This window comes from Enterococcus sp. XAF26B05_ASV22, assembly GCF_056727285.1.
The window spans coordinates 1,452,373-1,475,967 of record NZ_CM161538.1 but is presented as its reverse complement, the minus strand read 5'-3'; the positions used below and the strand labels follow the sequence as shown (position 1 = coordinate 1,475,967).

Here is a 23,595-nt window from a genome sequence, read left to right as displayed (position 1 = left end):
TATCTAAGCACCTCCTAGTTGTAATCCAGTGAGATTGGCAGCTTGTTTCATTTGTCGATTCAATCGCATCAGTTCGCTCGGATTGTTCGCATCCACATTTCCAAAATGATTGTGCTGTTCCACAGTCACACTACCATCGTACTTACCACTAATACCTTTACGTTTTTCATTGTCGGACAATGGCGTTACAGTGGTTTTTCCATTCTTAGCGGTCAACAATTCTGGACCAGCTTCTCCAACGATTGCTTGACCATTTATCAAATGACCACCCTCGGCTAGATAAGGAATTTTACCAATGCTGATCCCTTTGCCCCCAATACCCGGGACCCATTTGGGAAGCTTTATATTATTTAGCCCACTAATCATCGCATTTATCATCCCAATAATTAGGTTCAACGGCGCTTTTACGACTGCTGCCATTCCATCAAAAATACCACCAACAATATTAGATAAACCTTGCCAAGCTTGTTGCCAATTACCTGTGAAGACTCCAGATATGAAATCAACTAATCCACCGAGTATTCGAGATCCAGCATCATAAAAATTCTGGAAATTCGCTAAAATCCCACCAAACATTTCTCCAATATATCCAGCCATAAAATTGAAAATCTCAACAGCCACATCGGATACTCCTTGGAAAAAGGCGTTCACTCCGTCATGAAACCACTGGACGTTATTATATGCCCACACTAATCCAGCTACTAAAGCTGCTATCGCAATAATAATTAAACCAAAAGGATTCGCTGTAAATAACGCACTCATTACTGTCCAAGCAGTTTGAAGCATTTTAATCCCTTGAACAATTTTTGTAACTGATCCCATTAAGGTACCAATAATAACAAGTAATGGACCTATTGCAGCAACAACACCAGCGACAACAATTATTGTTTGCTTTTGTCCGTCTGATAGACCTCTAAACCACTTCGTAACTGAAGAGATAGCCTTACTAGCTGCTTCAAAAGCAGGTAATAAAGCTATTTGGATTTGTTCTCCCAACTCACCCATTCCGACTTTCATTTGATTTTGTGCAATTTTTGCTTTGTCAATTGGATCTAAAATATCTTCGAAAGTTTGATCAACTGTACCAGCTGCATTTTTAGCAGAATCAGACAAGCCATCCATAGACAAGGAACCACTATCGATCGCTTCAACCATTTTAGTTGCTGCTTTCGTTCCAAACACTTCACTAGCAATAGTTAATTTTTCTTGTTCATTTGTTGCACCTTTAATAGATGCAATCGTTCCACTAAGACCTTCTTGCATTGTTTTGTTGTCCTTAGCATAAACGACGTTCGCTTTCGCTAGATAACCAATAGAAGCTGCCGAATCAATACCAGCTTTTTCCATTTGACCGATTAATGTCGTGGATTCAGCGAATCCTAATCCCATATTTTTTAATTGCGGAGCGCCACGATTGACTGCATCAAATAACTGATCCACACTCACACCAGTATCTTGACTTGTCTTGCTGACAACATCTAATATCATTGGAACATCATCTACAGATAATCTAAACAAATCCATTGATTTTTTTGCATTAATAGTTGATTGAGAAACATCTGCATCATTAATTTCTGAAAACTTGAGCATACGCTCAGTTGTATTTTCCAAAGCATCATCCATCAGTCCAAATTGAGTATTAACTTCACCGATACCAGTTCCGATATCTTCTAGCTCAGCTGGAACAACATCGACTACATTTTTAAAACTATCTTGTAATGATTCCAATTGATCACCCGTAGCTCCTGTGGCAGTAGTTATTCCATCTAAAGCATCATCTAAATCTCCAAAGGCTGAAATTGCAGCAGCCCCAATAGCTAAGATTGGAGCTGTTACACCGATAGACATTTTTTTACCTACCCCACTAACCTTTTCTCCAGCTTCTTCAATTTTTTGTAGTTTTTTTGCAGTATCAACTGATACATCACCTTGTTCTTTCAATGCTTCATTTGTTTCTTCCAATGCTGTTCTTAATTTATTTTCTCCTGTTTCAGATTCCAACAATCTTTTATACAGTTTTTGCGATTCGTTTGAATATTCTCCTGTTTCTTTCACAGACTTCTCGTATTGCTCGCGCAATAATTGTGTTCTTTTTTCAGCTAAAGACAGTTGCTTTTCTAGTTTTTGTTTAGTTGCAGTTAATTTTTCTGTAGCTGTCGCATCTTTGCCCATAGCTGAAACTTGATTTTTGTACTCAGTGGCAGCGATGTTCATGTCTTTGTTTATTTCTTTCACTGTTTTTGAGTACGAAACCTCACCATTTGTTTTAAAATTTAAAACAACATCCGATTCCTTTTCAGACATATAAGCACCCCTTTCTTACCACCAAGGACTTTTATCCATCGTTATACTTTCTGGTGTTTCAAAATCGGTATTACTTTCTAACCATTGTAAATAAGATTTAAGCCACAAGTTGGGTGTAGCACGTAAAAAGAAATCCTCACGCCAACCTAGTAAAGTGAGGGCAACATATATGTAGAAACTCCAGGGAGTTCCTATTTCTTTTTGTAATTCTTTCTTTTTTTGCTTACCTTTCTTTGTGTCGTTTGATAATCTTGTGGCTTCCTTGATTTTTTTAAGTCTTCAACCTGAAAACTTTGGTCAGAAAAAATTTCCATACAAACAGCATAAATTTCTAACACGGAACTATTCATCCCTAAAAATTTAAAAATAGTTGAGGGTGATTCATCTAGTCCCCCAGTTTTTAGCATTCCGTAAATTAATGCACGCATAATTTTTAAATCTGGTGCAGTAAGGTTTTTTGAATTTATTTCACCATTGCTTTTTTCGATCATAACGTTCATGTCATCTTCAAACTTAGAATAGTCACCACCGTAAATATCAGCAATGTATTCCATTGTTTCCATCGTAAAAACAATAGGAAAGTCGTGCCCTTGAATAGTAACTGTTTGACTGTTTGTTAGATCGTCAACGATAATCCCGTAATCCGACAACTTAGCCATTTTTCTTTTCTCCCTTCGTTTCAGGTGCAGCAACTAAATCTTTCCATTGCTCTTCTGAGTATACTGGTTGACCAATGAACTTTTCAAAATCTCCAGCTTTTGCACTATCACGATTCGTATCAAAACTAGCATACATTACGTTGTTATAATTAAGACCGTTAGCCACAAAATTAGCAGTCACATCATCAATTTTTGTTTCTTCTTCTGCAGTAGCATATTCGTCATCAATCACATTAGATAGCTGCGTTTTTGGATACCACACAGCTTTCTTACCTCCACCTTCAATGTTTCCAATAAATCCAAATGCAAAGTACGGAAATTCTCTTGCAGTAGTTTTACCAAAAGTTACTCCATTAGTAGCGATCAGCCCTTTCAGTTCATCCATTACTTCAATTGGAATTCCCACATGATCTAATCCAATCTCATGTTTTGTTTCTCGACTCACTCGTCTAAACATTTTACTTGATGCCCATTTTTCTAATGCAGATCCATTTCCCTTGATACCAATTTTAGTTGCAATTGGTAATCTAACGATTGTGTCATATGTCGGTGCTTGATTAACGGCATCAGGCGTTTTCATCATTGCAATTAAAATGTCATCTAATCCTTCAAAATAAAAAACATCTTGTTTTCCCAAATTACTCATCCTCTCCATAATTTTAAAATATCTTGTGTCATCAACTCTTCAATTGTCGATCTTTCTTGTTCATAAGTACTACTTGCAAAATGTTGCGCACGTTGATTTACGGTCCCATTCTCAGCAAAACGCCAATAAAAAGTTGTTTCTTCAAATGTCACTTTTACTCGATCGTTATCAACTATAACTTTTACTTGATCCGCCATATGCTTTTTCTTTAATAATGACTTAGGAATTTTAGGTATAAGCTGCTGAGTGTAAAAATTTGCAGCATTTTCCAATGACTTCAAACTTATTTTTCTAGGATCAACAGCGCTTATTTCCCCTAAATGATCTGCCATATCAGCAAAACCATTATTGTTACCAGACATACTCGATACACCTCACATACGTATAATAATTTGTGACTGTTTCATCATTTTCATCACCTTGAATACCAACAAATTCTTTGTAAGGAATGCCGGCAGTTTCCAAAGCATTTTCAATCGTTACTAAATCATCCTCTGTTCCTGTTGTATAAAATGAAATTTGATAATATGGTAATCGTTTATGAACTTTAGAGGACGCCATCTTTTTCCCTTTACTTACATTTGAATAAACAATATAAGGGTACATTGTTCCCAATTTGGCGTTATCTCTAAAAACTGGTAATTTAGTTGATTTTAATGCAGATTTTAGTTGTTCAAAATTAATCGACAAAAGCCAAACTCAACTCCATTTCTCGTTTATCCATATCCGTATAAATGCGGGTTATTCGATAACTCACATCATCAATTCTAATAGCGCTGAACTTCTCAGTGATAGATTTATCCCAGCGAACTTTAATGCGCCTTACAACGTCTGTCTTAGCTTGCTGAGATAAATATTTTTCTTGGGTAGTCACACCACGTTCTTCATAAAATATTGATCGCTTAGAAGTATATGTGGTTACTGGTCTATCATTGATATCTTGAGATTCTTTGATATCTAGTAATTCAGCTTTCCACTTCATTTTATTCTGCATTAATTTTGGCATCATCTTTCACCAGCCCTTCTTGTAAAATCAAAGGTGTTAACGAATTGAACGCACTTTCCATTTCTGATTCAGGAGTTCTATATTGCCAAAAGATAGATGCAATATAATAAGCAACAGACGAATTTTCATCATCTGTCGCTCGTTTAGCATACTTTTTACCCATATCCAAATAAAAAGAAAGCATAGAGTCATCCATACCTTCTTCAAATTGTATGTGTTCTTTAAAACCTTCTAATGAGATCATTTTACTCACCAGTAGATGGTGTACTTAAATCCAAGTTATAGACTGGACTTTCAAACGGTCCATAAATTAATTGACCATCATTTAAGTGGTAAATTTTGAATCCAATTTTATTTTCACGAGTGAATAATTCGGTTAATTTTTCGATCTCCATTGATCCAATAACATCTTGAATATGGAAATATGAGAAATTACCAAAATAAATTACTGGTACAGTTGGATCAAATTGTTTCTTAGATTCATCATATTTATCAGTGTAATCAGTAACTTCTACTGGATAAGTGAATAATTTATAATCAAAATCATCATTTCCAGAATCTTTAAGAATTGGGTTACCGTTACTATCTAACATAGATTCTAATAATGTTTGAGCTGCACGATTAATCATGAAACGAGCACCTGAACGCATCGCTGTAGGTAAAGCATTTTTCAATTGAATTACTTTCAGATAGTTATTGTCACCTTTACCTGTAAATGTAACTGCTTTTTTAACTAACGCACCTTTATTTTCAGGGTTAGAAAAATACCAGAATGTTTCTTTACGTAAATACGCCTTTTTCAACTCTTCCAATACGATAGCTTCAATATCAAAATCAGACATATGAGTTAATTTTTTAGTTACTTTGATAATCGCATCAAATTCAATTGGGTTTAAGTAAACATCATCAAATTCAATATCAGTGAATGGAATTAAGTTGTTTTCATCACGTTCACTAGTGACGGTATTCGCTTCGGCTTGTTTCACCTGAACTGGGAAACCTTGAGTTCCTTTAGTTGAGTGAACCGTTGCAAACTTACGTAGTGGATTTTCTTCTTGTAAATAAGAAATAATTTCTTTATTTAATTCTTCTGGTACAAGAACTTTTCCATTATTAAAACCAACACCAAATGAACGAGCTTGGTTCGGTGTAATTCGACCCGCTAAGTAACGTAAAAATGCGCTACGTTGTGATAACTTTTTCACTTTTTCTTCTCCTCGACTTGAAATTCCTTTTCCAATAATACCTAATACACGACTGCGCTGTTCATCATCTACAGCTTCTGGATCGTCAGTTGGTGTAACTTCTTCAACGATTTCATCAGTAGCTGCACCAAGATCTTCAACAACATCACCTAATTCGGTCGCGTCTTCCTCAGGTAGCTCAGCGATGGCATCATTGATTTCATCTAGTTCAACGGTAACTTCCTCTACTTGTGATTCAATATCACTTAAATCATCACGTGTTAACGTTTCACCTTTCGCACGTTCTTCCAACATTTGCAATTTAGCTTTCAACTTAGCAGCTCTTTTTTCTAAAATTTTACGCATTTTCATTATTTATATTCTCCAATCATATTTAGTATTTTTTTTCTTAATTTAATTGTTTCAATATTTTTTTCTTGAAACTTACTTCGTAATGCAGCTTCGGTATCTTCATATGCAGGTAGCGGAACAATAGATACTTCCCACAGTTCAACGTTTGTAATTCTAATAAGCGGAACGTCTCCAGAATAATCTTCCTCTTGAGCAGTTACCCAGAATCCAAATGAACATTGGTTAATGTCTCCACGAGACATTGACTCTTTTAGATCATTTGCAAAAGTTGTATTAGGTAACGTCACCTCAAACCTCAATCCTTTTGAATCTTCTTCAACAACCAAAGTGTTTGCACTTGAACGACCAAGCACATAATTCCAATCGTGGTTGAATAAACACCTAACATCTTTATTTTGGGAAAGTGACTCTGAAAAAGCTCCTGGAGCAATTTCTTCATCGTACCAACCATCAATATTTGTTTTTGAATTAAAAACAGACGCATAACCTTCAATAATAGTTGCTTCACTACCATCACTTAAAGTTCTCGTCTGCATATTTTTAATATCAAAACTTCGAGTTTCTAGCTTAACCAGTTGACTCACCTTCTTTCATTTTCGATTTATTTAAATCGGCTAGTTCATCTAATCCGACTAAATCCTTAGAAGCGTAAAGTTTTGTTGATTCATCTATATTTAAACGTTCAGCGCCAACATCTACACGTGCATCATCAGGTGTATAAACCATCGTCCGTACTAGGCTGGCTGCATTCGTAATTTTTTGAGACATAGTTAAGTATTTCTTGATGTCAATATTTAAAGTAATTCGTTTACCTGAATCAGCTCCAAAATATAGCGCTGATAAATGTTCGCAAACATTTTGAACAATTGGATCAACCACAAAAGCTTTCAAATATATTGCAGCTTTTTCCAGATCTACTTTCAAAAGGGCATTGTATGCGTCAGGATCAAATCCTAAAAATTTTGCAAGTTCAGGTTTATAAACATTTAAATAAGATAAAATCTTGTCATCCTGTACGGGACTTTCAAATCCTTCAATGGAATAACCTTTCGGTAAAGGGATAATAACTGTCTTCCCTTCATCCTGAATTTCCTCCAATTGACTTTGAATTGCTTGGATCATTTGATTTTGCACAGCATTTTTAGGCGAAAGGTGAGTATCAATTTTCATTAAGTAGGCAAGTAAACCACCTTTTTTATACTTATCCGTCAACGCTTTTTCAGCATTCATCACACCTTCTAAGGTTTCACGTGCTAGATCAATTAGTCCATGACCCGAATTACTTGATAATCCCATATTTTTAATTTGTCGAACTTCATTTTGATATAAAGTATGACCGTCATATTTAAATTGTTTAATTCCTTCATCTGTAATTTCTGGCGTTATCCCTTTCATAATGTGTAATTGACTCCCTGCTTTAATAACAAAAGCTTCACCTTGCAACAAATACACATTAACTAACAAGCGTTTAAACTCAAAAGGGGTCAAGTAGCCATTCGGATTATTTAAGCTTTTAAGTGCACTATGATTAATAATATTCTTACCATTTTCATCTTCAATTTCCCATTTACCACATGCGAACATATTTGAAATAGCTAACAAATAATGATAGATATCACTAGAAGACAAGATATTTTCATCAGCTAAAACAAATTGACCTGATAAAATGGAGCTACCAAGAAGTTTTTGTTTACTTCTTTTCCTAAATCTTTGGTTGAACCAAGACCTTATTCCCAAATTCTCACCTCCTTTCATTTATTTCTGTTAAATAGATTATTAATGTATTCGCTATACTCTTCTTCATTGCCAACTTCTAGCATCATGTTCATTGATTCTTTATGACCAATTAAAAAAGCAACAAAACCATCTATGTGTTCAGGCGATTTACGTTTACTTGGAGCTTTTTGATTATTGATATTAGTAACAACGGTGGTATTATTTGTACACATAATAAATAATGGATTATCAGTTTGTACTCTATCTCGATCAACTAGCATCTCAAAGTCATCTATCATTTCATTCATGACAGTTGGATACTGAGGAACTTCCACACAATTAAATCCTTCCAACTCAAACCTTTCAACTAACTTTTCAGCCATTGCAGGATCATAATTTATTTGAACAATATCCAGCTCGTATTTGTCATACATTTCAATGACATAATCAAAAACAAGGTCATAGTCAATTGTGCGACCTTCACACAATGTGACAAAACCTTGTTCAGAATAATATTGATATGGAACATTTCTCACTTGTTCTTTTTCCTCAATGTTAAAACTTGGAATAAAATACATTTGCTTAATTTTAATAATACTTTCACCAACATCATTAAACGTTGGAATATTAATTGATACACACGTAAGATCGGTTGTTCTGGATAAATCAATTCCAATAACAACTTGTTCACCCGTAATATCTCCTAATGCATCGATCAAACAATTTTCTATTTGTTCTTTGTCGAAATAACTTTCGGCGTAATTAACAAACACATCTAAATGCTTAGACATGAATTCAGCTTTCCGAAATGGATTTCTTTTAGCATCCTTATACTCACCACGTAAAAAAGTAATATCAAATGATACCCCTAAATTTGGATTAACCATCATCCATACTTTTTCATCTTCCCAATCATACCCTTTATTTGGTTCGTAAATCATAATGAACCAATCATCATCATTATCATTTTCAAGAATATGTTTGCTGTCAGTATAGATTTGAACTCCTAACGCTCCACTATTTTTACCAGCAGTTGAACAAACTAGTAACAGAGGTTCTGGTTGTGCAGCTTGTCCAGATTTCAAGCCATCATACCTGGAGGTATCTTCCCATTCATGTACTTCATCGGCAACAACAATATACGTGTTCTTACCATCAACTTTTTCACGTTTAGATAAAACGCGAAAATTATTTTGATATTTAAAATCATCTTCAAAAAATGCATAGTTGATGGTTGTAACTTTTTTCTCTTTTCGGTAAACACGTGTACCATCCAACAGATCACTATCGTTTTCAATGACTGTTGCCAATGGATGTGCAACATTTTGCGCTTGATCAAAATCTGCAGCAAGGCAATAAAATTGTGCACCTTTTACTCCTTCACCATACATACCATAAAGGATTGGTGCACCTTCCATTAATGATTTACCATTCTTTTTCGGAACCTGCAGGTAAGATTTACGGATCACACGTACATCACGACCCCATTTATCAGACCACTTTTGCCAACCATATACGTTTGAAAAATAAAACATTTGCCACAATTCTAATTCGAGTGATTTACCAGCCCATTCTCCAGTAGAATGTTTATAAAATGATTCGGTAAAGCTCAACATCATATTGGCTTTTTCTAAATCAAAAAAAATATCCTTTCTTTTTTTCCATTTATTGTATCGTTTTACGGTCAAACGAATAGAAATAGGATATCTTTCTTTATGCCTACGAACATTTTTAGCAAACTTATCAGCGTAATTGATATCCATATCTATCATGAATTACCACCACGCTTATTCCTAAATTGAACCAGACGATTATTTGTTTCTGGTTCGTCTGTTTTAACTTCTTTTTTCTTTTTTTCAAGTTCTGAACCAAGCGGACCAACAAACTCCAATTCTTTTCCTTTCATATCCAAGCCTAATTGATTTAGAAGTTTTGATTTTTTCTCACTCCAAACCTCAACTTGTTGTGCTAAAGGGTGTTTAATTTCGTTTCTAGCACCATTTTTATTTGTGTGTTGTTTCGTTGATTTAAAACCAGTATCTTTCCATTCCAAATACTTGATGTGATAGACTTCGCACGCATCCAGATACACTTCAATTAGAGGGTGTAAAGCTGGAGTATATTTTCCAAGTGATTTCAATATTTCTTCAATTCTTTTACGCTCAAAATCCTTATGTTCCAACGCTTCATCAAGTATTTTTTGAGATTTTAGTTTTCTTCCCATGATTCACACCCCCCTTTCTTTTTGAAAATGTTCTGGAGTTGTCTAAAGTGGTCCCCCTACCCTATCCCCCGAAAGAAAATTAATTTTTAAATTGATAGGGGGGCTTTAAAAATAATCTGACGGATCAAATGATTTTTTTAAATTAGATTCATTTTGTGTTAATGGTCTATATTCTACAATTGGATGACACTTTGCACATACTAACCGTAAGTTATTAACATCAAGTCTCAAATTAGGATTCAACCAAATAGGTTTGATATGATCAACTTGACTATCACGACCAAACACAGGTTTACCACATATAGTGCATTTGTATTTATCACGGTAGCGAACAAAGTCAGCAACTTCTTTCCATCCATCAGTTTTATAAAAAGCTTTGTTCTTTGAATAATAACGTTTAGCAACTTTATGTTTGCGCTTATGATCCTCACAGTATTGACCTTTTTCAATTAAGGAACGACATCCTTCTTGACGGCAATACTTAGCCATTTTTTAACACTGTCCGTTTTTCAATAGGATCCCAAACTTCTGTACCAAATGGTGTTTGACGCTTGATGGGTTCGGTGGTAAAAATTGTAGGTACCAGCTCTCCATCATTCGTTTCAGTAGAAACAATCTCTGGTACTAACTCAGTTTCTTTTTCAGCAGCATTTGTTTTTTTCGTACCCTTAACTGATTGATCACTAACCGATTCTTCAATTACTTTTTCTTCTACTTCTTTGTCCTCAGCTTTTGTTTCTACTTCTTCTTTTTTTCTTCTTGCCATTTTAATTGCTCCTTTCAAAATTAAAAAGACACCTCACGAATGTGAAATGTCTTCTCTCAAAATTTTCTACACTAATAGAATATCATGTATTAATCAACCTGTCGGTAACATCTTGGTAACTTACGTCACTTACTATTTTTACTGAATCTAATTATCCGCATGATCTCAGCATGTTTGTTTTTAATATATTGATAGTTATAGCCTAATTCATCTGCAATAGATTCTAATGTTAAACCATCAACATATTTCAATTTTAAAATTCGATGATTTAAACCATTGAACTTATCAATGAGCTGAACGATTTCTTCACGCTCTTTATTTAATTTTTCAACTCGTTGATCCAATTCATCAATCACTCCTTTAATTTGTTTTTGTTTATGCAAAGCAGTTAAAAACGTTTGATGTTTGGCAAGATCTCCATCCGTATCAGTATAATTTTTCCATCGTAATAGTTCTTTTTCATTTAATGTTAGTGACAGTTTTAATTCATATAATTCATTATCAATAGAAATTAGTGAATTTAACCACTCATATATTTGAATCACCTCCATTTTGTTACGACTTGATTTTTAACCGTAACACCTTTAAGCCTTAGAGCTACATGAGATACAGCAGTTTTCAATTAGAAATGTTACGGTTAAACCCCTATTTTTTTATATTATAAATAATAGATTAAAGCTTTAATGACTATTAATATAAAAGAAGTAAAAAGTAACCGTAACACCGTAACATAATCGCTGTACCACTTGTTACTACTACAGTATAGCTGTTACGGTTAATCGTTACATGTTACGGTTAGAGTAGTAACAGTTACTAGTTTCTATCATTTTAACCAGAAATCACATGTCAAAAGTGGGTAAAATTTGACCAAAAACAGCCATTTTAGGTCAAAAATGACCAAGTATAAAATTTTGAATAAAAAGTTTCTTCTATTATATAGTGTCTTTTTTAATAAATATTTTTTTCGGTTTACCATCAATACGTTGTACTTTAGTAAACAGATTCTTAATTCTGTTTATTTCCCGACTAAATACATTAGATGATGTAGCTTGATATCCATTATCTACACACCACACTTGATAAATTCGGTGAATATCTGCTACAACCTCATTTTCAAGTTTCGGTTCCACTTCTTTAAGAAATCCAATGATAGGATTATTTTGTTCTTCGTATTTCGTTGTTTCTTTATCAATTGTTCTGGAAGGTGAGAATTTTCGATTTTTTAACAATCGTTTCAGTCCTGAGATAGCCATTTGAAGAACATATTCCATTGATTGTTGAGAAATTAATTTGTCTTGAATAAATGGATCATAATCTTTATCGTCAGCTGTAAATTTTGCATTAAATGGAATCATCATCAATCTACGCATCAAACCATTACTTGTATCATTTATTCGTGGCATTCTATTCGCTGAGAAAATCAGTTTTGCATAGTTTGCAAAATCAAATGGATCTCGTCCCTTTCGCTCAACGTTCAATGCTTCACCTGTAACAAGTTTTTTAAACTCAGAATTATCTTTGATAAATTCACCTGAAATATCATCACCTATATTTGCTAACTTCCCAAATAGTTCAGCCGTTTTAAATCGCTGATTTAATTCTTTTAAATCTAGTGAGGATGTATTTTCTTCTCCAGCTAATTTACGAACTATCTTTAGGTAGGATGATTTACCATTACTTCCACCACCAGTTAAAATGAAAGCTTTCCCTAATTCATTACGCCTTAACAAAATATAACCGAATATTTCTTCAAGAACTTTTCTAAGGGACTTATCATGACAAGCAATTTTATTTAATGTTGTGTCAGTCACTTCATAATAAGCGTCTTTCACATAATTAACTGGTATCTTATTTTTGATAATTATGTTCGGATCAAAGTTCAATAACTCCCAAGTATCCAGATTCAATATGCCATTTTGGACAGCTACAAAATTAGTTGCTGCTAAACTTTTTTCTTCTGCTTTCAATTGGATATAGCTTAATACTTCCATTCGCCTTGCTTTAGTTAAATGAGGTAAATGTTTGATCATAGCACGTTCAATTTCGTTCTGATTATCGGAATAGACACCATCTTTATAGATGTGTAATACATCCATGATTGTAATAATGTTGTGTTCTGCAATTAGAAACTTTGCAAAGTGATCATGTAGAAAAATATTCCCTTTGAAGAATGATTCTTTCATAAAAGCTTCATCACGTAAGATCACATTAATTTCTGAATCATCTAATGGTGACGAAAGAATAAACTTGTTGATTAATTTTATTGTTTGACGGATCTCTTTTTTATTCATTCCGACTGATTGAAGTTTCAAAATATAGTTAAATAGTTCTTGATTCCGATTTCCTTCATCAATTTCAGTAATTGGACTTCTTGGATTCGATTTTTTCTTTTTCTCCATTGGACACAGCCATTTAGGTAGTGGATCATAATTAGTTGTCTTAATTAACCACTTACGAGATTTACCATCTATTTTCAAAGGATCAGCAGTATTTTTATTACCCAACTTAATGGTCACTTCCACACCGATTGCTGAGTACCACTCAATACTATTTTTTGTTAATTCATATCCTTTAAAATAAACATGAATACCTTTTGATGTTTTTAAAACAGAACACCCTAAGTTTAAGGATTTGATGATTTTTAAAAGTAGCTTTGCTTCAGCTGGAGTATCAATATCAACCATTACAAATTCATCATCTAATATTCCAACATAAGAATCAAACTTACGAACAGTTTCATATGATAGTAGTTTTTTAGAATCATTTTTAAATGATTCAGCAGCATGTTTTTCACTACCTTTTAAGTAACCTCTATAAATTTTTATTCACCTACCTTTCCGACTTGTGATACAATTAGTTTAAAATAATTTAAAGGAGTTTTACACAAATGCATAATGTACATAGAACTAGATGGTTTAACAAAGATGAAGGTACTTTTTCTAGTGATGAATTAAATATGGAAATACCTTTGATTTGTAATCATTGTAAAAATACTGGTAAACAGGTTGTGGTTGAAACAGCTGCCCTAATCGGCAAATATGATCAACATCAATTACTGTCAGTAACAACTTGTCCATATTGTGGTAGTAATAGTGTTCACTACTATGACTTAATAGATGATACTCCTAAGGTTGGATATGCAACTGAAAAGGTGTATAAATTTGATATAGTTAAGACCTATCCCTCCATTATTTCAAATACTATAGTCCCTGAAATTGTTTCGGATAAATTTAAACGTTTTATAAAAGTTTATAACCAAGCTCAAATCGCAGAAAAACAAGATTTAGACGAACTAGCAGGTATGGGATACAGGAAGTCTTTGGAAATATTATTAACAGACTTTTTAATAGAAGTTCCACAAAATGGAGCTGAAAAAAATTGGTTAACTAATCCAAAAACTCCATTAAAACAAAAAATAGATAAATTGGAAAGTTCTCGTATTAGAAATTTAGCTACTACAGTCGCATATCTAGGTAATGATGAAACTCACTATACTAAAAAACATGAAGAATATGATTTACGATCCTTAAAGACTTTTATCGAAGCTCTTATAAGTGAAATAAATCATGAATTGGTATTAATTGATTCGGAAAAATTCTTAAGTCCAAAAAAATAACTCAACCAAGAAAATCCTTAATTCTTTTTTTAGCTAAATCTATATACCAACTCCTGTCTAACCAATCAGGAGTTTTGTTTTTTGTCACATCAGTATTCACTATCTTACAAACATCTGGTGTGTAACCAATTTTTTGAATACTTTCACCCTTCACTTTTTTCAGTTCTTTACCTGATTTACTTGCGAATAGACGAAACACTCGTTCATGTCTCTTTTTCTTTCCATACAAAGCATAGTCAAATTTACCACTGATTTTGGTGATCTTTTGGAATTCAATTAAATTGTTGCATTGATCAATTGTTTCTTCAACTGGAGTATTTCTCACAAGATAATTAACTACAGCCTTATTTACAATTGGTAAATCATAATCCAAGTGATCTAATTCTTTTACATATGCACCCTTCGACTTATGTTCGCCATCCATCTCAACAATCAAATAATTATTTACATCCTTCTGGTAAATCTTTTTATAAAAATCAAAACTCATGTGTAAGTGTGTTCGCTGCTCCCATTCATAAACTATGTCGTCAAATAAATCAAAGTCCTCACGTTTGATTTTTACTAAAATACCGTCTGTATTGGATTGAATAAGTTTTAATGATGAGATCACTTCTAATTTTTCAATCAAATCTAGTAAGAATAATTGACCATAAATACAAACCAATAATCTATTTCTCGGATCATACATTGCATTATACTTATCACCCTCGGCACCATAAGTTATATTGCATATTCGTTTATATGGTTCACGTTCTCTTTTTTTCTTTTCTGCTTTCAATTTTAAACTAGTATCTAAAATATTTTTGAATTTAACTGGTTGTGAAACACCCCTAGATAATAAATTATATTCAGTCATTATTGTTGGGTATAGTTGATCTACGTCAGCCATGATCATTAACTCATTGGGACCACATTCACAATAATATTTTGTAATGGCACCATGTACTCCTCCACCAGCAAAAACATGTGGTACACCCAATATCTCAGTTTTTAGTTCTTTTGGATCACCAGTATAATTTTTGAAGAACTCAAGTACATTACTATATTTATTAATGATTAATGTATTTGGAAGAAAGATATCATATGCATCATTAGTTTCTTTTTTTGTTGCTCCTAATATCGTTGAAGCAAGCTGAGCTTGTGTTTTTGATATGTGTTTTAATGGTAGCTGGAATTCATTAATCAATGATAAATGAGATTGAAACTCTACTAGTTGTCTTCCAAATACTTCCATTGTTTCATGTACATCATGACGACAATAAAAAATAACTTCATCGATTTCTTGATCTGTTAATTTACGTTCAATATCGAATGGAACGGTTGTTTCTCTAATATCGTGACCCATGAAACCTTCTAACTGTTTCAACGACTTATCACGTTTTACCATTGTGTCATAGCTGAATAAAGGTATCATGTTAAACTGTCGGCTGAATTCCCATCCTTTTTTATGTTGTACTATGATCCAATCATTTACTTCTTTTGGATTAAAAACCCAGATGATAGATTTTAAAATGTAACGATCATATCCATTACTGTTAAAGCCTACCCATATATCCTTTTTATGTTGATGATAAAATTTAATGAGTTTATCTGGATCATTGATTATAACAGTCTCCTGTTGGGTATCAGTGTCCATCAATACTACTAACCAATCATATTTAAAAACCTCAAAATCATAGAAAATCATTGTACTACTCCCTAGTTACAAATAACATCGCATCACGTTTTAATTCCACGTTTGACCATTTTTTTAAAAGTTCTCTTGTGTCAAACCCATGTTCTACAACAGCAGCATAACCATTAGGTGTTTCAATTTTTAAAATTTCTCCATCAATTTCTGTAGATAAGTCAGAGATAAATTCTTTAAATAAGGACTTGTCATCATCAAAATCAAATAACCATTTATTCGTTAATGCAGTTCCATTTTTCATTGATAAACTAGCTATTAACTTTTCAATATTCGTGAGATTTAGATTCATCTGGTCAATCAATTGATGCTGTAATGCCTTATAAATAACACTATATTTCCGTGCATTCACTGAAATATAGAATCTGCAAGTTTCATTTGGAACACCTCGTTCATAAAATTCTTTAAAGTCTACTAATAGCTCACCTGGTGTTTTTTGTGTTAAAAACGCTCTACTTCGTTGTTTAAATCCTTCAACCATATCATTGTCTTTATTTCTAGAAACAAACATTGCGACATAATATTGTCTATCCTCATATGTTTTCATTTAACATCACCTTAATTTAAGGGAGCTTTTTCAGCTCCCTATTTAATTTTTAGTCCAGAATTTCTAAAACTTCATATTTGTCATAACCTTTATTTGTTTGGCTTTTTTCCAAAATGTATTCCCATTCGTCTTCAATGATTTCTTCTGCAATATCAAGTATTAACTCGTTGTATTCTTTAAATCCATTGAAATCAACTTCATCATGATCCGCATCCCACAACGCTCTTAATAAATCATTATTGTTGTGGACCTGGAACCCAAATGCTTTTTCATTCGCTGGTTGCATAACTCCGTTGTAAAAAATTAAGTTACCTTCAAATTCACCATCTAAAATTTGGAATTGAATTTTAAGCATTGGATCCCCACCAGAACCATCATCTTTCACTTTTGATTGTCCTAACTCCATGTTTTTAACTTTCACTTCGTATTTGCCAATTGGGATTTCTGGAAAGTCTCCCCCGCCATTTTCCTCAGCTGATTTCACATCGTCTTTCAGCGCATCTAGATCCACCTGTTTATCAAATTTACTCCAGTCAAATTGTTTTTCAGTCATTATTCATCATCCTCCGTAGTTGTATTTTCTTCTGTTGATTCATTTTCCCCTTCATCCCAATCATCTTCTTCTGATTCATTGGACAGTTCACTTTCCATAATTCCAGCTGGTGTGTTAAATTTCATATCTAATTTAACAAGAAAATATTCCCCAGCTTTATTTGATTTTTGCTGAATTGAATGACCAATCATTTCATCTGGAAATTCTTCTTTTGCTTCATCAACAATTTTATTGGCTTCTTCCTCAGTATTTGCAAACCATTGTTCTTTTGTGTTTAGTTGTTTTCTCATTATAAATTCCTCCTAAAATGGTAAATCATCATCTGATATTTCAATTGATACCCAATCTTCACGTCGGGACTTTACTTTGACTCTCTTTTACGACGGCGACGAGTTGTTTTTTCTTCCACTTCTGGTTCTTCATCTTTAGATTTGCGCTCACGTCTTTTACGTTTTGGCGGTTCTTCATCAGTTACGGTTTCTTTTGTTTCTTCTCCTGGAGGAGTTTCATTGTCTTCTGGATCAGTATCAACTTCTTTTTTAGCTCTACGTTTACGCTTAGGTTCTTTTTCTTCTGATTCTGTTACTTCATTTTCTACATCATCAGTAGTAGCTTCTTCGGTCTTTTTACGTTTTGAACATTTAGGTTTTTCTTCAACAACTTCTTCATCTGAACCTGTTGTTTTAGACAATCCTTTATTTGCTGAATCATAAACATCTAGTAAGTCTTCAACCTTTAAATCAATTTCGGTCACTGGAAGATTTGGTAAACGTCCTCCACCAAAAACATAGTCTTTTGACTTAAAGATAATTTTACGCTCATCATCGTCAGCAACAACACGACCAACGATATCAACCATACCAGCAACTTTTAACGCTGCTTTGTCTTGTAAGTTTGGTGAAATTGCAGTGATCTTATCACCTGTTTTCTTTGTCACATCTTTAGAAATATCTTCATGGCTGATAAAAATGATATTTTCATATGGTAAATGAACAATTCGTTTAACTACGTTTAGAAATTCATTACGCACCATGTCCCATGCTTTAAAACTATTATCTGATTCATGTTCAATTCCTAATTTATCGTACATATATGATCTAGCTGATTGATAAGTATCTTCCAACAAATCAATGACAATCGTTTGAAAATCATTATCTTTCTTTTCAAGTTCTGAAACGGTGTCTTTTAATTTGTCCCATGCTTTGATAGTTTCAGTTATTCGTCCACTCGATTTTACTTCATCAGCGATACTGATAAATGGTGCATCAACAAATCGGATGTTACCATCTGTATTTAACATTAACGGATTGGGAAATTCATTTGCAAAAGTAGTTTTCCCACTAAATGGTGCGCCGTAAAGCCAAAAGACTCTCTTTGTAACTTTTTCAACATTTCTTCGTTCTGTAGTAGGTAATTTCATTAATATCTCTCCATTCTTATCTTGTTCATAATTTAAATAACTTGGTGGTGTTAACGTGGTCCATCTACCAGACTTTTTTGCATTGATTGCTGCACAGCTAAAACATTTTCCATGTTGATCTCGTGGGTATTCTGTAGCTGATTCAATTTGATTAATTTTATTTAGGAAACTATTTACCTTGGATTCATCACATTCAATTGGTACTAAAGTAACTTTTCCTGATACTAGCGTTTTGACTAGGCGCTTGCGAAACTGAAATAAATCTTCTGTTTTTCCTTGTCTGATACCAATTTTTTCAACGAATAAATATGCTAGTCTATTTACTTCAAAACCATCTTCTTCTAAATAATGTTTGTAAATATGCAGTTGCTTGGAATCCATATAATTTTTAATATTATTGGAATACTTAAAATCAATCACAATACATGTACCCTCAGGTGTTTTTACAATCAAATCAACGTAACCAACATATGACGGCTTATCAATCTTATACTCATGGATTAACTCACATCCTTGGAAACTCTCTTTTAAAAAGTCTTTTACCTTTGGTAACATTCGATCAATTTTTATCGCTTCATTGACAATGTCATCAGTAATAATAGGATACGAATTATAGTAATCTTGGATCATTGTCTTTGAATTAGTCTCAATCCCTTTGTGTAACGCTCCACCAAGAATAAGTGGACTATTTGCACTGTAGTCTGGAATCTCTGGTTCTTTATCAATGTAACGTAATTTAAAGTGATATGGACATTGTTCAAAGAGTGAAACTCTGGAATAACTGTATTGCATTATGAATCACACTCCTGTAATTGAACCTGAGTAATTTCGTAATTATCTGAGCACTTTCTTAATTTGAAATCAAGTTGAGCAGATTCTAAACTCTCATATGTTACTGCTCGATCAAAGCTTATTCTTTGATGTGCTGGATTGTATCTATAGTCTGTACCATATACACATTGTTTAGTTTTTTTATTACGAATGACATACATTATGAATCACTTCCTATTCCGTTCTTTGTAACATATCCTGGTGGTACAACTACTTGAACATGCTTACTTTCTTGTTCATCTTTAGGAATGTATTCTTGTTTGATGTAGAAATTTTTACGATCTAACTCACTCAATGTAAAATTAAAATTTTTTGCTGGACTAAGTGACTTTTGATATTCAACGAAAATCTGTTCTAGTTTTCCATCTTCAATCATTTCAAAAACGTCTAATAATGATATTGGTAAATAAATTGGTGCTTTACTCATCTGAACCACCTCTCTTTCCATTCATCAAAGGTAAGTTGGTAATAATTAAATTCTGGATATTTATTTTTCTTGACTTTAGTAGGACGTAAAATATACCCCTCACCATCGTTACCATTAATCAGTCCCATGTTGTAAGCCTGTAATTTTGATTCATAGTAATCATCATTTTTTAGTTCAATCCCATGAAAGATACCATCTATGCAGACTAATAAATCTGGAACACCTTCGGACGTAAATTTACTACCAGCCCAATATTTCACGTACCAAATGTGATTGTCTTTCAGGAACTGAATTACTTGCTGTTGAAACTTGGACTCTTTCATCTAAGTCATTTCCTCCTGTTCAAATAGTTCATCTGTATAGTCTTTTCTCATTTTCAATACATCTAACATTCGCCACTCAACACTTCCTTGAGTGAGTAGATAATAGTAGAAACATGGTTGTTCTTGTCCAATTCGGTGGGTCCTTTTTTTACTCTGTTCAAACAATTCACTTTTATCGGTCAATGTGAAATAGATGATTTTATTTGATTTTTGTAAATTCAATCCCATGGCTCCAGCTTGATATTGGATCAACGTAATACTATTAGTTTGTGTTTCATAAGCTTCCAAGTCTTTAATATCACCATTTACAGTTGATAATGGACGTTCTAATTCATCACATAATTTTTTGATGACTTCACACTCTTTTTTGAAATTATAGAAAATAATTAAGCGATCATTCGTTGATTCAATTAGTTCTTTTAATCGCATTAATTTGTTGTTATTCATGTATCCAGCGAATTGACGTTGATATAATTTCGCCTTTGATGGTGTATCTCCAATAAACATTTCTCCATCGTATTCACACATATGATGTGTTGAGAATTCGTTATATTGTTTGGTTGATTTAACTGGTACATTTATATGGTTCTGTGTTGGTAAATCAAAAACTTCTTCTGTCTTCATAAATACAGCACCATACTGTCTTAATTTACGTTTCAAGCGATCAATGTTCTTATAACCTATAATCTTCCATCCACCGTCTAACTCGTCCCATTCACGTTTTACATACTGCTTCATGAAAAGATCCTTACTCATTTTCCAACCAAGTAGATTTATTTGTGAAATGATTTCCTCATACTTACCACTTACTGGTGTTCCAGATAGCAAAATGACATTGTCTGGTTTGAGGTTGTTTAAGATAAATTTAGAGCGATTAGACTTCTCATTTTTAATCAGGGAAGATTCGTCTAGCATCATTGTAAAGTCTCTTAAATGCTCTAATTCTGGTCTTCTCCACACCTTGTCATAGTTGATTATCAGAACTGACTCTTGTGGAATAATTTCCAATGATTGTTTGTCGAAAATGATCACATTATATTCTGGATAAAATTCTTCAAAATGTTCTTTCCAATCATCTATTTTTGATTTTTGACAAACTACTAGATTATAGGGGGTATTTAATTCCCACATCTTTTCAGATCCTATAAAGGTTTTACCAAGCCCCATGTCAATATAGTACGCAACACGGCTAAACTCATAGGTAGTATTTAGTAGATTATCTTGATGTGGAAATAGATTTATTTTAGTCATAGATGCTTATTGATTTCTATTTGTATTTTCCGTAGCTCTACACCCATCGGCTCATTCGTTAAACCACTATTCGTTAAGCGATCAATCTCATCTTTCGTATCTATTAACACAGTATTTAATTCTTCATTTTTAGATTCATACGCATTTAGTTCTGTTTCTAAATTCTCAACTTCTTTTGATAAATCGTTTTGTTTCAAAACCCACTGAACAGCCTCAAATATTTCATCGGGTATGAACTCTCTTAAATCATTAACATCGTCAATTAAAATGTTTTTACCATCAACCTTAATTAATTTAGGCACTTAACTTTCACAACCTTTCGTGGTACACTCTCCTTAGATTTGATATTTATTTAATGGCTTGTATCGTTGGCAGACGATGCAGGCTCTTGTTTTTGTTTTAAATCATCTAAAGCTTGTTTCTTTTTCTTAGGTATGAAGGCTACATAAATTTTATTACTTACCCAAGGACCAACTACTTTTCCCCTACCTCTTGTTGTCCTTTGTTTCTCTTTGATAATTACTAAATGTTTTCTTTTAGAGAACCATTTGACTTTATCTTCTGCAGCATGTTTCATTGACCACCCTTCAAAAACCATGACTCTGACACCAGCTGCTCTTTCTTTTGCGGAAACTGGTAAAATAGGTTTATAATTTCTTCTCATTCTCATCACATTCCTCATCAGTAATTGTTAAATAACCTGTTAAAGTCAAAATCTTCAGTGCAAATTGATTTAATTCTTCTTTCGTTAGCATTGGCTGAACCCCATGGGTTATTAGCATATACTCAGCGTTTTGTGGTTCATGCTCATCTGGTATAAATTCTCTAATTTCAGTACAAGTATAATTTTTTGCATCAGTGAGATAGATTGAATCTCCCCACCTATCTAACGAAAATTCCTGACCTGAAAACGTTAGTCGTTTTTTACTCATTACTAATCACCATCTTTTAACTTAACCGCAGTCAGTGCTTTACTTTTATCTTTACGAGACTCAAAATGCTTCTTACCCGATGGTGTAGTAAGCCATTGTATAAAGCTAGGTTTTACATCTAAACGGCTTGCACACTCCCTTGCACTCCCAATAAATTGGAATGAATCGCCCTTATAAATCGCATATTCAATTTTGACCATTTCTACATCCCCCTCTCATGAATAACATCTAGTATCAAATTGTACTGATGATACATTTCGGTTAGCTGATCTGTTTTCTTGAGATCCTGCTCCTTTAACGGTTTAGCATTTTCGTTCCTGATTAATGTTGCATAGTTATCAGCTTTATCTTTGATTGCTTGGACAACTAGCTTATTTTGTTCTGAATTTAGCAATTTACTCACCTACTTCCGTAATTTACTTTTTCAAATCGATTGATATAGTATGGGATATTATCTAAATCAACTGCATTTCCTATAATGTCCTCATCATCAATATCAGTTTTTCCGTATTCACCGTTAGCCCATTTCTTATAAGCTTCTTCTTTTGAATGAGCCTCGATCAACACGCTTCTTTCAACCCTTGCTTCCCATCTGAATTCAAAACTCTCCATGATTAGTCCTCCCAATCATGTTCGTATTCTCTTCTTTCGTTTCTTGCGTGGACCATTTCTTTAATGTGGAAAAATGCAACTGTTAGGTAAACCCCTAAAATGATAAACAGAAACTCAGCCGGAATTTTAGTCGACACTCCTACTCCAACAAGGAAATAAGTTAAAGCTAGAAAATAGTTTTTTAGTTTGATTCTGCTAAAGGTTATATTTTTCATTTTTCGTACCATCCTTTCATTGCTTGCCCAAGATTTATATATTTTGTGTTAAAACCCATTGTTTACATTGAATGAAATCATAGAATTTAGAACTACCAATTGTTCCATGTGGCATTCCTAACGTTTCCCATTCTCGAATCGTTTTAGTTGATGTGTTTAGTTTCTTAGCAATTTCTGTTTGGTTATATGGAACTTCCGAAATGTGAACATCATTCCTAGCAGCTTTAAATTCTTCTACAGCTATTTGATGAATAAAACTTCTAAGAGATTGTTCATCTTCCTCCGTTAAAATTACTTTCATTGT

Annotated in this window: 33 protein-coding genes; 1 reads left to right on the top strand and 32 read right to left on the bottom strand. The window is 33.3% G+C overall.

Annotated elements, in window-relative coordinates; translation table 11 throughout:
• Nucleotides 1–3: 3 nt before the first annotated feature.
• The 16 genes from AC1PU0_RS07330 to AC1PU0_RS07255 all read right to left on the bottom strand — a co-directional run bounded on the left by AC1PU0_RS07330 (nucleotide 4) and on the right by AC1PU0_RS07255 (nucleotide 13,561).
• Complete coding sequence (locus AC1PU0_RS07330; RefSeq protein WP_206849816.1) at nucleotides 4–2,304, bottom strand: phage tail tape measure protein; 2,301 nt, start codon at nucleotides 2,302–2,304, stop codon at nucleotides 4–6.
• A gap of 191 nt (nucleotides 2,305–2,495) precedes the next feature.
• Nucleotides 2,496–2,963 carry a hypothetical protein gene (locus AC1PU0_RS07325; RefSeq protein ID WP_206849814.1) on the bottom strand — a complete coding sequence of 156 codons (468 nt, stop codon included), beginning with the start codon at nucleotides 2,961–2,963 and terminating at the stop codon, nucleotides 2,496–2,498.
• Nucleotides 2,956–3,609: a major tail protein gene (locus AC1PU0_RS07320; RefSeq protein WP_206849812.1), complete on the bottom strand. Its 654-nt coding sequence runs from the start codon at nucleotides 3,607–3,609 to the stop codon at nucleotides 2,956–2,958. Before AC1PU0_RS07320 ends, AC1PU0_RS07325 begins: the two co-directional genes overlap by 8 nt.
• Nucleotides 3,606–3,971, bottom strand: a complete 366-nt coding sequence (locus AC1PU0_RS07315) for an HK97-gp10 family putative phage morphogenesis protein (protein ID WP_206849810.1) — start codon at nucleotides 3,969–3,971, stop codon at nucleotides 3,606–3,608. Before AC1PU0_RS07315 ends, AC1PU0_RS07320 begins: the two co-directional genes overlap by 4 nt.
• Nucleotides 3,961–4,299, bottom strand: a complete 339-nt coding sequence (locus tag AC1PU0_RS07310) for a hypothetical protein (protein WP_206849807.1) — start codon at nucleotides 4,297–4,299, stop codon at nucleotides 3,961–3,963. The genes AC1PU0_RS07315 and AC1PU0_RS07310 overlap by 11 nt, the downstream gene beginning before the upstream one ends.
• Nucleotides 4,289–4,615: a phage head closure protein gene (locus AC1PU0_RS07305; protein ID WP_206849806.1), complete on the bottom strand. Its 327-nt coding sequence runs from the start codon at nucleotides 4,613–4,615 to the stop codon at nucleotides 4,289–4,291. Before AC1PU0_RS07305 ends, AC1PU0_RS07310 begins: the two co-directional genes overlap by 11 nt.
• A complete protein-coding gene (locus AC1PU0_RS07300) occupies nucleotides 4,593–4,859 on the bottom strand; it encodes a phage gp6-like head-tail connector protein (protein ID WP_206849885.1) in 267 nt (88 codons plus the stop codon). Before AC1PU0_RS07300 ends, AC1PU0_RS07305 begins: the two co-directional genes overlap by 23 nt.
• A 1-nt stretch (nucleotide 4,860) precedes the next feature.
• Nucleotides 4,861–6,171 (bottom strand): phage major capsid protein, encoded by a 1,311-nt coding sequence (locus AC1PU0_RS07295; protein WP_206849804.1) that lies wholly within the window; start codon nucleotides 6,169–6,171, stop codon nucleotides 4,861–4,863.
• Nucleotides 6,171–6,755 carry an HK97 family phage prohead protease gene (locus AC1PU0_RS07290; RefSeq protein WP_206849803.1) on the bottom strand — a complete coding sequence of 195 codons (585 nt, stop codon included), beginning with the start codon at nucleotides 6,753–6,755 and terminating at the stop codon, nucleotides 6,171–6,173. Before AC1PU0_RS07290 ends, AC1PU0_RS07295 begins: the two co-directional genes overlap by 1 nt.
• Nucleotides 6,739–7,908, bottom strand: coding sequence for a phage portal protein (locus tag AC1PU0_RS07285; protein WP_242596593.1), 1,170 nt, complete (start codon nucleotides 7,906–7,908; stop codon nucleotides 6,739–6,741). The genes AC1PU0_RS07290 and AC1PU0_RS07285 overlap by 17 nt, the downstream gene beginning before the upstream one ends.
• A 14-nt stretch (nucleotides 7,909–7,922) precedes the next feature.
• Entirely contained in the window at nucleotides 7,923–9,659 is a 1,737-nt protein-coding gene (locus AC1PU0_RS07280) for a terminase large subunit (RefSeq protein WP_111247778.1), read from the bottom strand.
• Nucleotides 9,656–10,111 (bottom strand): P27 family phage terminase small subunit, encoded by a 456-nt coding sequence (locus tag AC1PU0_RS07275; protein WP_242596592.1) that lies wholly within the window; start codon nucleotides 10,109–10,111, stop codon nucleotides 9,656–9,658. Before AC1PU0_RS07275 ends, AC1PU0_RS07280 begins: the two co-directional genes overlap by 4 nt.
• A gap of 105 nt (nucleotides 10,112–10,216) precedes the next feature.
• Nucleotides 10,217–10,600 (bottom strand): HNH endonuclease, encoded by a 384-nt coding sequence (locus AC1PU0_RS07270; RefSeq protein ID WP_206849802.1) that lies wholly within the window; start codon nucleotides 10,598–10,600, stop codon nucleotides 10,217–10,219.
• Nucleotides 10,593–10,877 (bottom strand): hypothetical protein, encoded by a 285-nt coding sequence (locus AC1PU0_RS07265; protein WP_206849801.1) that lies wholly within the window; start codon nucleotides 10,875–10,877, stop codon nucleotides 10,593–10,595. The genes AC1PU0_RS07270 and AC1PU0_RS07265 overlap by 8 nt, the downstream gene beginning before the upstream one ends.
• 125 nt (nucleotides 10,878–11,002) lie before the next feature.
• Nucleotides 11,003–11,422 (bottom strand): sigma-70 family RNA polymerase sigma factor, encoded by a 420-nt coding sequence (locus AC1PU0_RS07260; protein WP_206849800.1) that lies wholly within the window; start codon nucleotides 11,420–11,422, stop codon nucleotides 11,003–11,005.
• A gap of 387 nt (nucleotides 11,423–11,809) precedes the next feature.
• Nucleotides 11,810–13,561, bottom strand: a complete 1,752-nt coding sequence (locus tag AC1PU0_RS07255) for a phage/plasmid primase, P4 family (RefSeq protein ID WP_206849799.1) — start codon at nucleotides 13,559–13,561, stop codon at nucleotides 11,810–11,812.
• A gap of 203 nt (nucleotides 13,562–13,764) precedes the next feature.
• Here AC1PU0_RS07255 and AC1PU0_RS07250 point away from each other — a divergent pair, with 203 nt between their 5' ends.
• Nucleotides 13,765–14,493: a DUF4145 domain-containing protein gene (locus tag AC1PU0_RS07250; protein ID WP_206849798.1), complete on the top strand. Its 729-nt coding sequence runs from the start codon at nucleotides 13,765–13,767 to the stop codon at nucleotides 14,491–14,493.
• Between the two features lies 1 nt (nucleotide 14,494).
• Here the strand turns inward: AC1PU0_RS07250 and AC1PU0_RS07245 are convergent, their stop codons facing one another.
• The 16 genes from AC1PU0_RS07245 to AC1PU0_RS07170 form a co-directional block, all read right to left on the bottom strand.
• A complete protein-coding gene (locus AC1PU0_RS07245) occupies nucleotides 14,495–16,180 on the bottom strand; it encodes a hypothetical protein (protein WP_479998794.1) in 1,686 nt (561 codons plus the stop codon).
• 4 nt (nucleotides 16,181–16,184) lie between these two features.
• Nucleotides 16,185–16,727, bottom strand: coding sequence for a hypothetical protein (locus tag AC1PU0_RS07240; RefSeq protein ID WP_206849794.1), 543 nt, complete (start codon nucleotides 16,725–16,727; stop codon nucleotides 16,185–16,187).
• Between the two features lie 49 nt (nucleotides 16,728–16,776).
• Entirely contained in the window at nucleotides 16,777–17,280 is a 504-nt protein-coding gene (locus AC1PU0_RS07235; RefSeq protein WP_206849792.1) for a DUF669 domain-containing protein, read from the bottom strand.
• Nucleotides 17,280–17,570, bottom strand: a complete 291-nt coding sequence (locus AC1PU0_RS07230; protein WP_206849791.1) for a hypothetical protein — start codon at nucleotides 17,568–17,570, stop codon at nucleotides 17,280–17,282. Before AC1PU0_RS07230 ends, AC1PU0_RS07235 begins: the two co-directional genes overlap by 1 nt.
• A 71-nt stretch (nucleotides 17,571–17,641) precedes the next feature.
• Nucleotides 17,642–19,492, bottom strand: a complete 1,851-nt coding sequence (locus AC1PU0_RS07225) for an AAA family ATPase (RefSeq protein WP_206849789.1) — start codon at nucleotides 19,490–19,492, stop codon at nucleotides 17,642–17,644.
• A gap of 199 nt (nucleotides 19,493–19,691) precedes the next feature.
• Nucleotides 19,692–19,958: a hypothetical protein gene (locus AC1PU0_RS07220; RefSeq protein ID WP_206849785.1), complete on the bottom strand. Its 267-nt coding sequence runs from the start codon at nucleotides 19,956–19,958 to the stop codon at nucleotides 19,692–19,694.
• Entirely contained in the window at nucleotides 19,955–20,281 is a 327-nt protein-coding gene (locus tag AC1PU0_RS07215) for a hypothetical protein (RefSeq protein WP_206849782.1), read from the bottom strand. Before AC1PU0_RS07215 ends, AC1PU0_RS07220 begins: the two co-directional genes overlap by 4 nt.
• Nucleotides 20,282–21,532 (bottom strand): SNF2-related protein, encoded by a 1,251-nt coding sequence (locus AC1PU0_RS07210; RefSeq protein WP_206849781.1) that lies wholly within the window; start codon nucleotides 21,530–21,532, stop codon nucleotides 20,282–20,284.
• A complete protein-coding gene (locus AC1PU0_RS07205) occupies nucleotides 21,529–21,834 on the bottom strand; it encodes a hypothetical protein (RefSeq protein ID WP_111247767.1) in 306 nt (101 codons plus the stop codon). The genes AC1PU0_RS07210 and AC1PU0_RS07205 overlap by 4 nt, the downstream gene beginning before the upstream one ends.
• A gap of 50 nt (nucleotides 21,835–21,884) precedes the next feature.
• On the bottom strand, nucleotides 21,885–22,196 hold the full coding sequence (locus AC1PU0_RS07200; protein ID WP_206849779.1) for a hypothetical protein: 312 nt from the start codon (nucleotides 22,194–22,196) through the stop codon (nucleotides 21,885–21,887).
• A complete protein-coding gene (locus AC1PU0_RS07195) occupies nucleotides 22,180–22,464 on the bottom strand; it encodes a hypothetical protein (RefSeq protein WP_206849777.1) in 285 nt (94 codons plus the stop codon). Before AC1PU0_RS07195 ends, AC1PU0_RS07200 begins: the two co-directional genes overlap by 17 nt.
• A 2-nt stretch (nucleotides 22,465–22,466) precedes the next feature.
• Nucleotides 22,467–22,664, bottom strand: a complete 198-nt coding sequence (locus AC1PU0_RS07190; protein ID WP_206849775.1) for a hypothetical protein — start codon at nucleotides 22,662–22,664, stop codon at nucleotides 22,467–22,469.
• A gap of 2 nt (nucleotides 22,665–22,666) precedes the next feature.
• Entirely contained in the window at nucleotides 22,667–22,867 is a 201-nt protein-coding gene (locus AC1PU0_RS07185; protein WP_206849773.1) for a hypothetical protein, read from the bottom strand.
• Nucleotides 22,864–23,076, bottom strand: coding sequence for a hypothetical protein (locus tag AC1PU0_RS07180; RefSeq protein ID WP_111247762.1), 213 nt, complete (start codon nucleotides 23,074–23,076; stop codon nucleotides 22,864–22,866). The genes AC1PU0_RS07185 and AC1PU0_RS07180 overlap by 4 nt, the downstream gene beginning before the upstream one ends.
• A 2-nt stretch (nucleotides 23,077–23,078) precedes the next feature.
• Nucleotides 23,079–23,291: a hypothetical protein gene (locus AC1PU0_RS07175; protein ID WP_111247761.1), complete on the bottom strand. Its 213-nt coding sequence runs from the start codon at nucleotides 23,289–23,291 to the stop codon at nucleotides 23,079–23,081.
• 34 nt (nucleotides 23,292–23,325) lie between these two features.
• Nucleotides 23,326–23,592 carry a helix-turn-helix domain-containing protein gene (locus tag AC1PU0_RS07170; protein ID WP_206849772.1) on the bottom strand — a complete coding sequence of 89 codons (267 nt, stop codon included), beginning with the start codon at nucleotides 23,590–23,592 and terminating at the stop codon, nucleotides 23,326–23,328.
• Between the last annotated feature and the right edge of the window lie 3 nt (nucleotides 23,593–23,595).

Bases quoted from the DNA above. Each gene is read 5' to 3' on its own strand.
- AC1PU0_RS07220 (WP_206849785.1), bottom strand. From the start codon at position 19,958: ATGAGTAAAGCACCAATTTATTTACCAATATCATTATTAGACGTTTTT.
- AC1PU0_RS07280 (WP_111247778.1), bottom strand. From the start codon at position 9,659: ATGATAGATATGGATATCAATTACGCTGATAAGTTTGCTAAAAATGTT.
- AC1PU0_RS07195 (WP_206849777.1), bottom strand. From the start codon at position 22,464: ATGAGTAAAAAACGACTAACGTTTTCAGGTCAGGAATTTTCGTTAGAT.
- AC1PU0_RS07300 (WP_206849885.1), bottom strand. From the start codon at position 4,859: ATGATCTCATTAGAAGGTTTTAAAGAACACATACAATTTGAAGAAGGT.
- AC1PU0_RS07270 (WP_206849802.1), bottom strand. From the start codon at position 10,600: ATGGCTAAGTATTGCCGTCAAGAAGGATGTCGTTCCTTAATTGAAAAA.
- AC1PU0_RS07240 (WP_206849794.1), bottom strand. From the start codon at position 16,727: ATGAAAACATATGAGGATAGACAATATTATGTCGCAATGTTTGTTTCT.
- AC1PU0_RS07315 (WP_206849810.1), bottom strand. From the start codon at position 3,971: ATGTCTGGTAACAATAATGGTTTTGCTGATATGGCAGATCATTTAGGG.
- AC1PU0_RS07320 (WP_206849812.1), bottom strand. From the start codon at position 3,609: ATGAGTAATTTGGGAAAACAAGATGTTTTTTATTTTGAAGGATTAGAT.
- AC1PU0_RS07305 (WP_206849806.1), bottom strand. From the start codon at position 4,615: ATGCCAAAATTAATGCAGAATAAAATGAAGTGGAAAGCTGAATTACTA.
- AC1PU0_RS07225 (WP_206849789.1), bottom strand. From the start codon at position 19,492: ATGCAATACAGTTATTCCAGAGTTTCACTCTTTGAACAATGTCCATAT.
- AC1PU0_RS07325 (WP_206849814.1), bottom strand. From the start codon at position 2,963: ATGGCTAAGTTGTCGGATTACGGGATTATCGTTGACGATCTAACAAAC.
- AC1PU0_RS07275 (WP_242596592.1), bottom strand. From the start codon at position 10,111: ATGGGAAGAAAACTAAAATCTCAAAAAATACTTGATGAAGCGTTGGAA.
- AC1PU0_RS07250 (WP_206849798.1), top strand. From the start codon at position 13,765: ATGCATAATGTACATAGAACTAGATGGTTTAACAAAGATGAAGGTACT.
- AC1PU0_RS07215 (WP_206849782.1), bottom strand. From the start codon at position 20,281: ATGAAAGAGTCCAAGTTTCAACAGCAAGTAATTCAGTTCCTGAAAGAC.
- AC1PU0_RS07265 (WP_206849801.1), bottom strand. From the start codon at position 10,877: ATGGCAAGAAGAAAAAAAGAAGAAGTAGAAACAAAAGCTGAGGACAAA.
- AC1PU0_RS07235 (WP_206849792.1), bottom strand. From the start codon at position 17,280: ATGACTGAAAAACAATTTGACTGGAGTAAATTTGATAAACAGGTGGAT.
- AC1PU0_RS07210 (WP_206849781.1), bottom strand. From the start codon at position 21,532: ATGACTAAAATAAATCTATTTCCACATCAAGATAATCTACTAAATACT.
- AC1PU0_RS07255 (WP_206849799.1), bottom strand. From the start codon at position 13,561: ATGGTTGATATTGATACTCCAGCTGAAGCAAAGCTACTTTTAAAAATC.
- AC1PU0_RS07230 (WP_206849791.1), bottom strand. From the start codon at position 17,570: ATGAGAAAACAACTAAACACAAAAGAACAATGGTTTGCAAATACTGAG.
- AC1PU0_RS07245 (WP_479998794.1), bottom strand. From the start codon at position 16,180: ATGATTTTCTATGATTTTGAGGTTTTTAAATATGATTGGTTAGTAGTA.
- AC1PU0_RS07330 (WP_206849816.1), bottom strand. From the start codon at position 2,304: ATGTCTGAAAAGGAATCGGATGTTGTTTTAAATTTTAAAACAAATGGT.
- AC1PU0_RS07295 (WP_206849804.1), bottom strand. From the start codon at position 6,171: ATGAAAATGCGTAAAATTTTAGAAAAAAGAGCTGCTAAGTTGAAAGCT.
- AC1PU0_RS07200 (WP_206849779.1), bottom strand. From the start codon at position 22,196: ATGAGAAGAAATTATAAACCTATTTTACCAGTTTCCGCAAAAGAAAGA.
- AC1PU0_RS07180 (WP_111247762.1), bottom strand. From the start codon at position 23,076: ATGGAGAGTTTTGAATTCAGATGGGAAGCAAGGGTTGAAAGAAGCGTG.
- AC1PU0_RS07190 (WP_206849775.1), bottom strand. From the start codon at position 22,664: ATGGTCAAAATTGAATATGCGATTTATAAGGGCGATTCATTCCAATTT.
- AC1PU0_RS07170 (WP_206849772.1), bottom strand. From the start codon at position 23,592: ATGAAAGTAATTTTAACGGAGGAAGATGAACAATCTCTTAGAAGTTTT.
- AC1PU0_RS07175 (WP_111247761.1), bottom strand. From the start codon at position 23,291: ATGAAAAATATAACCTTTAGCAGAATCAAACTAAAAAACTATTTTCTA.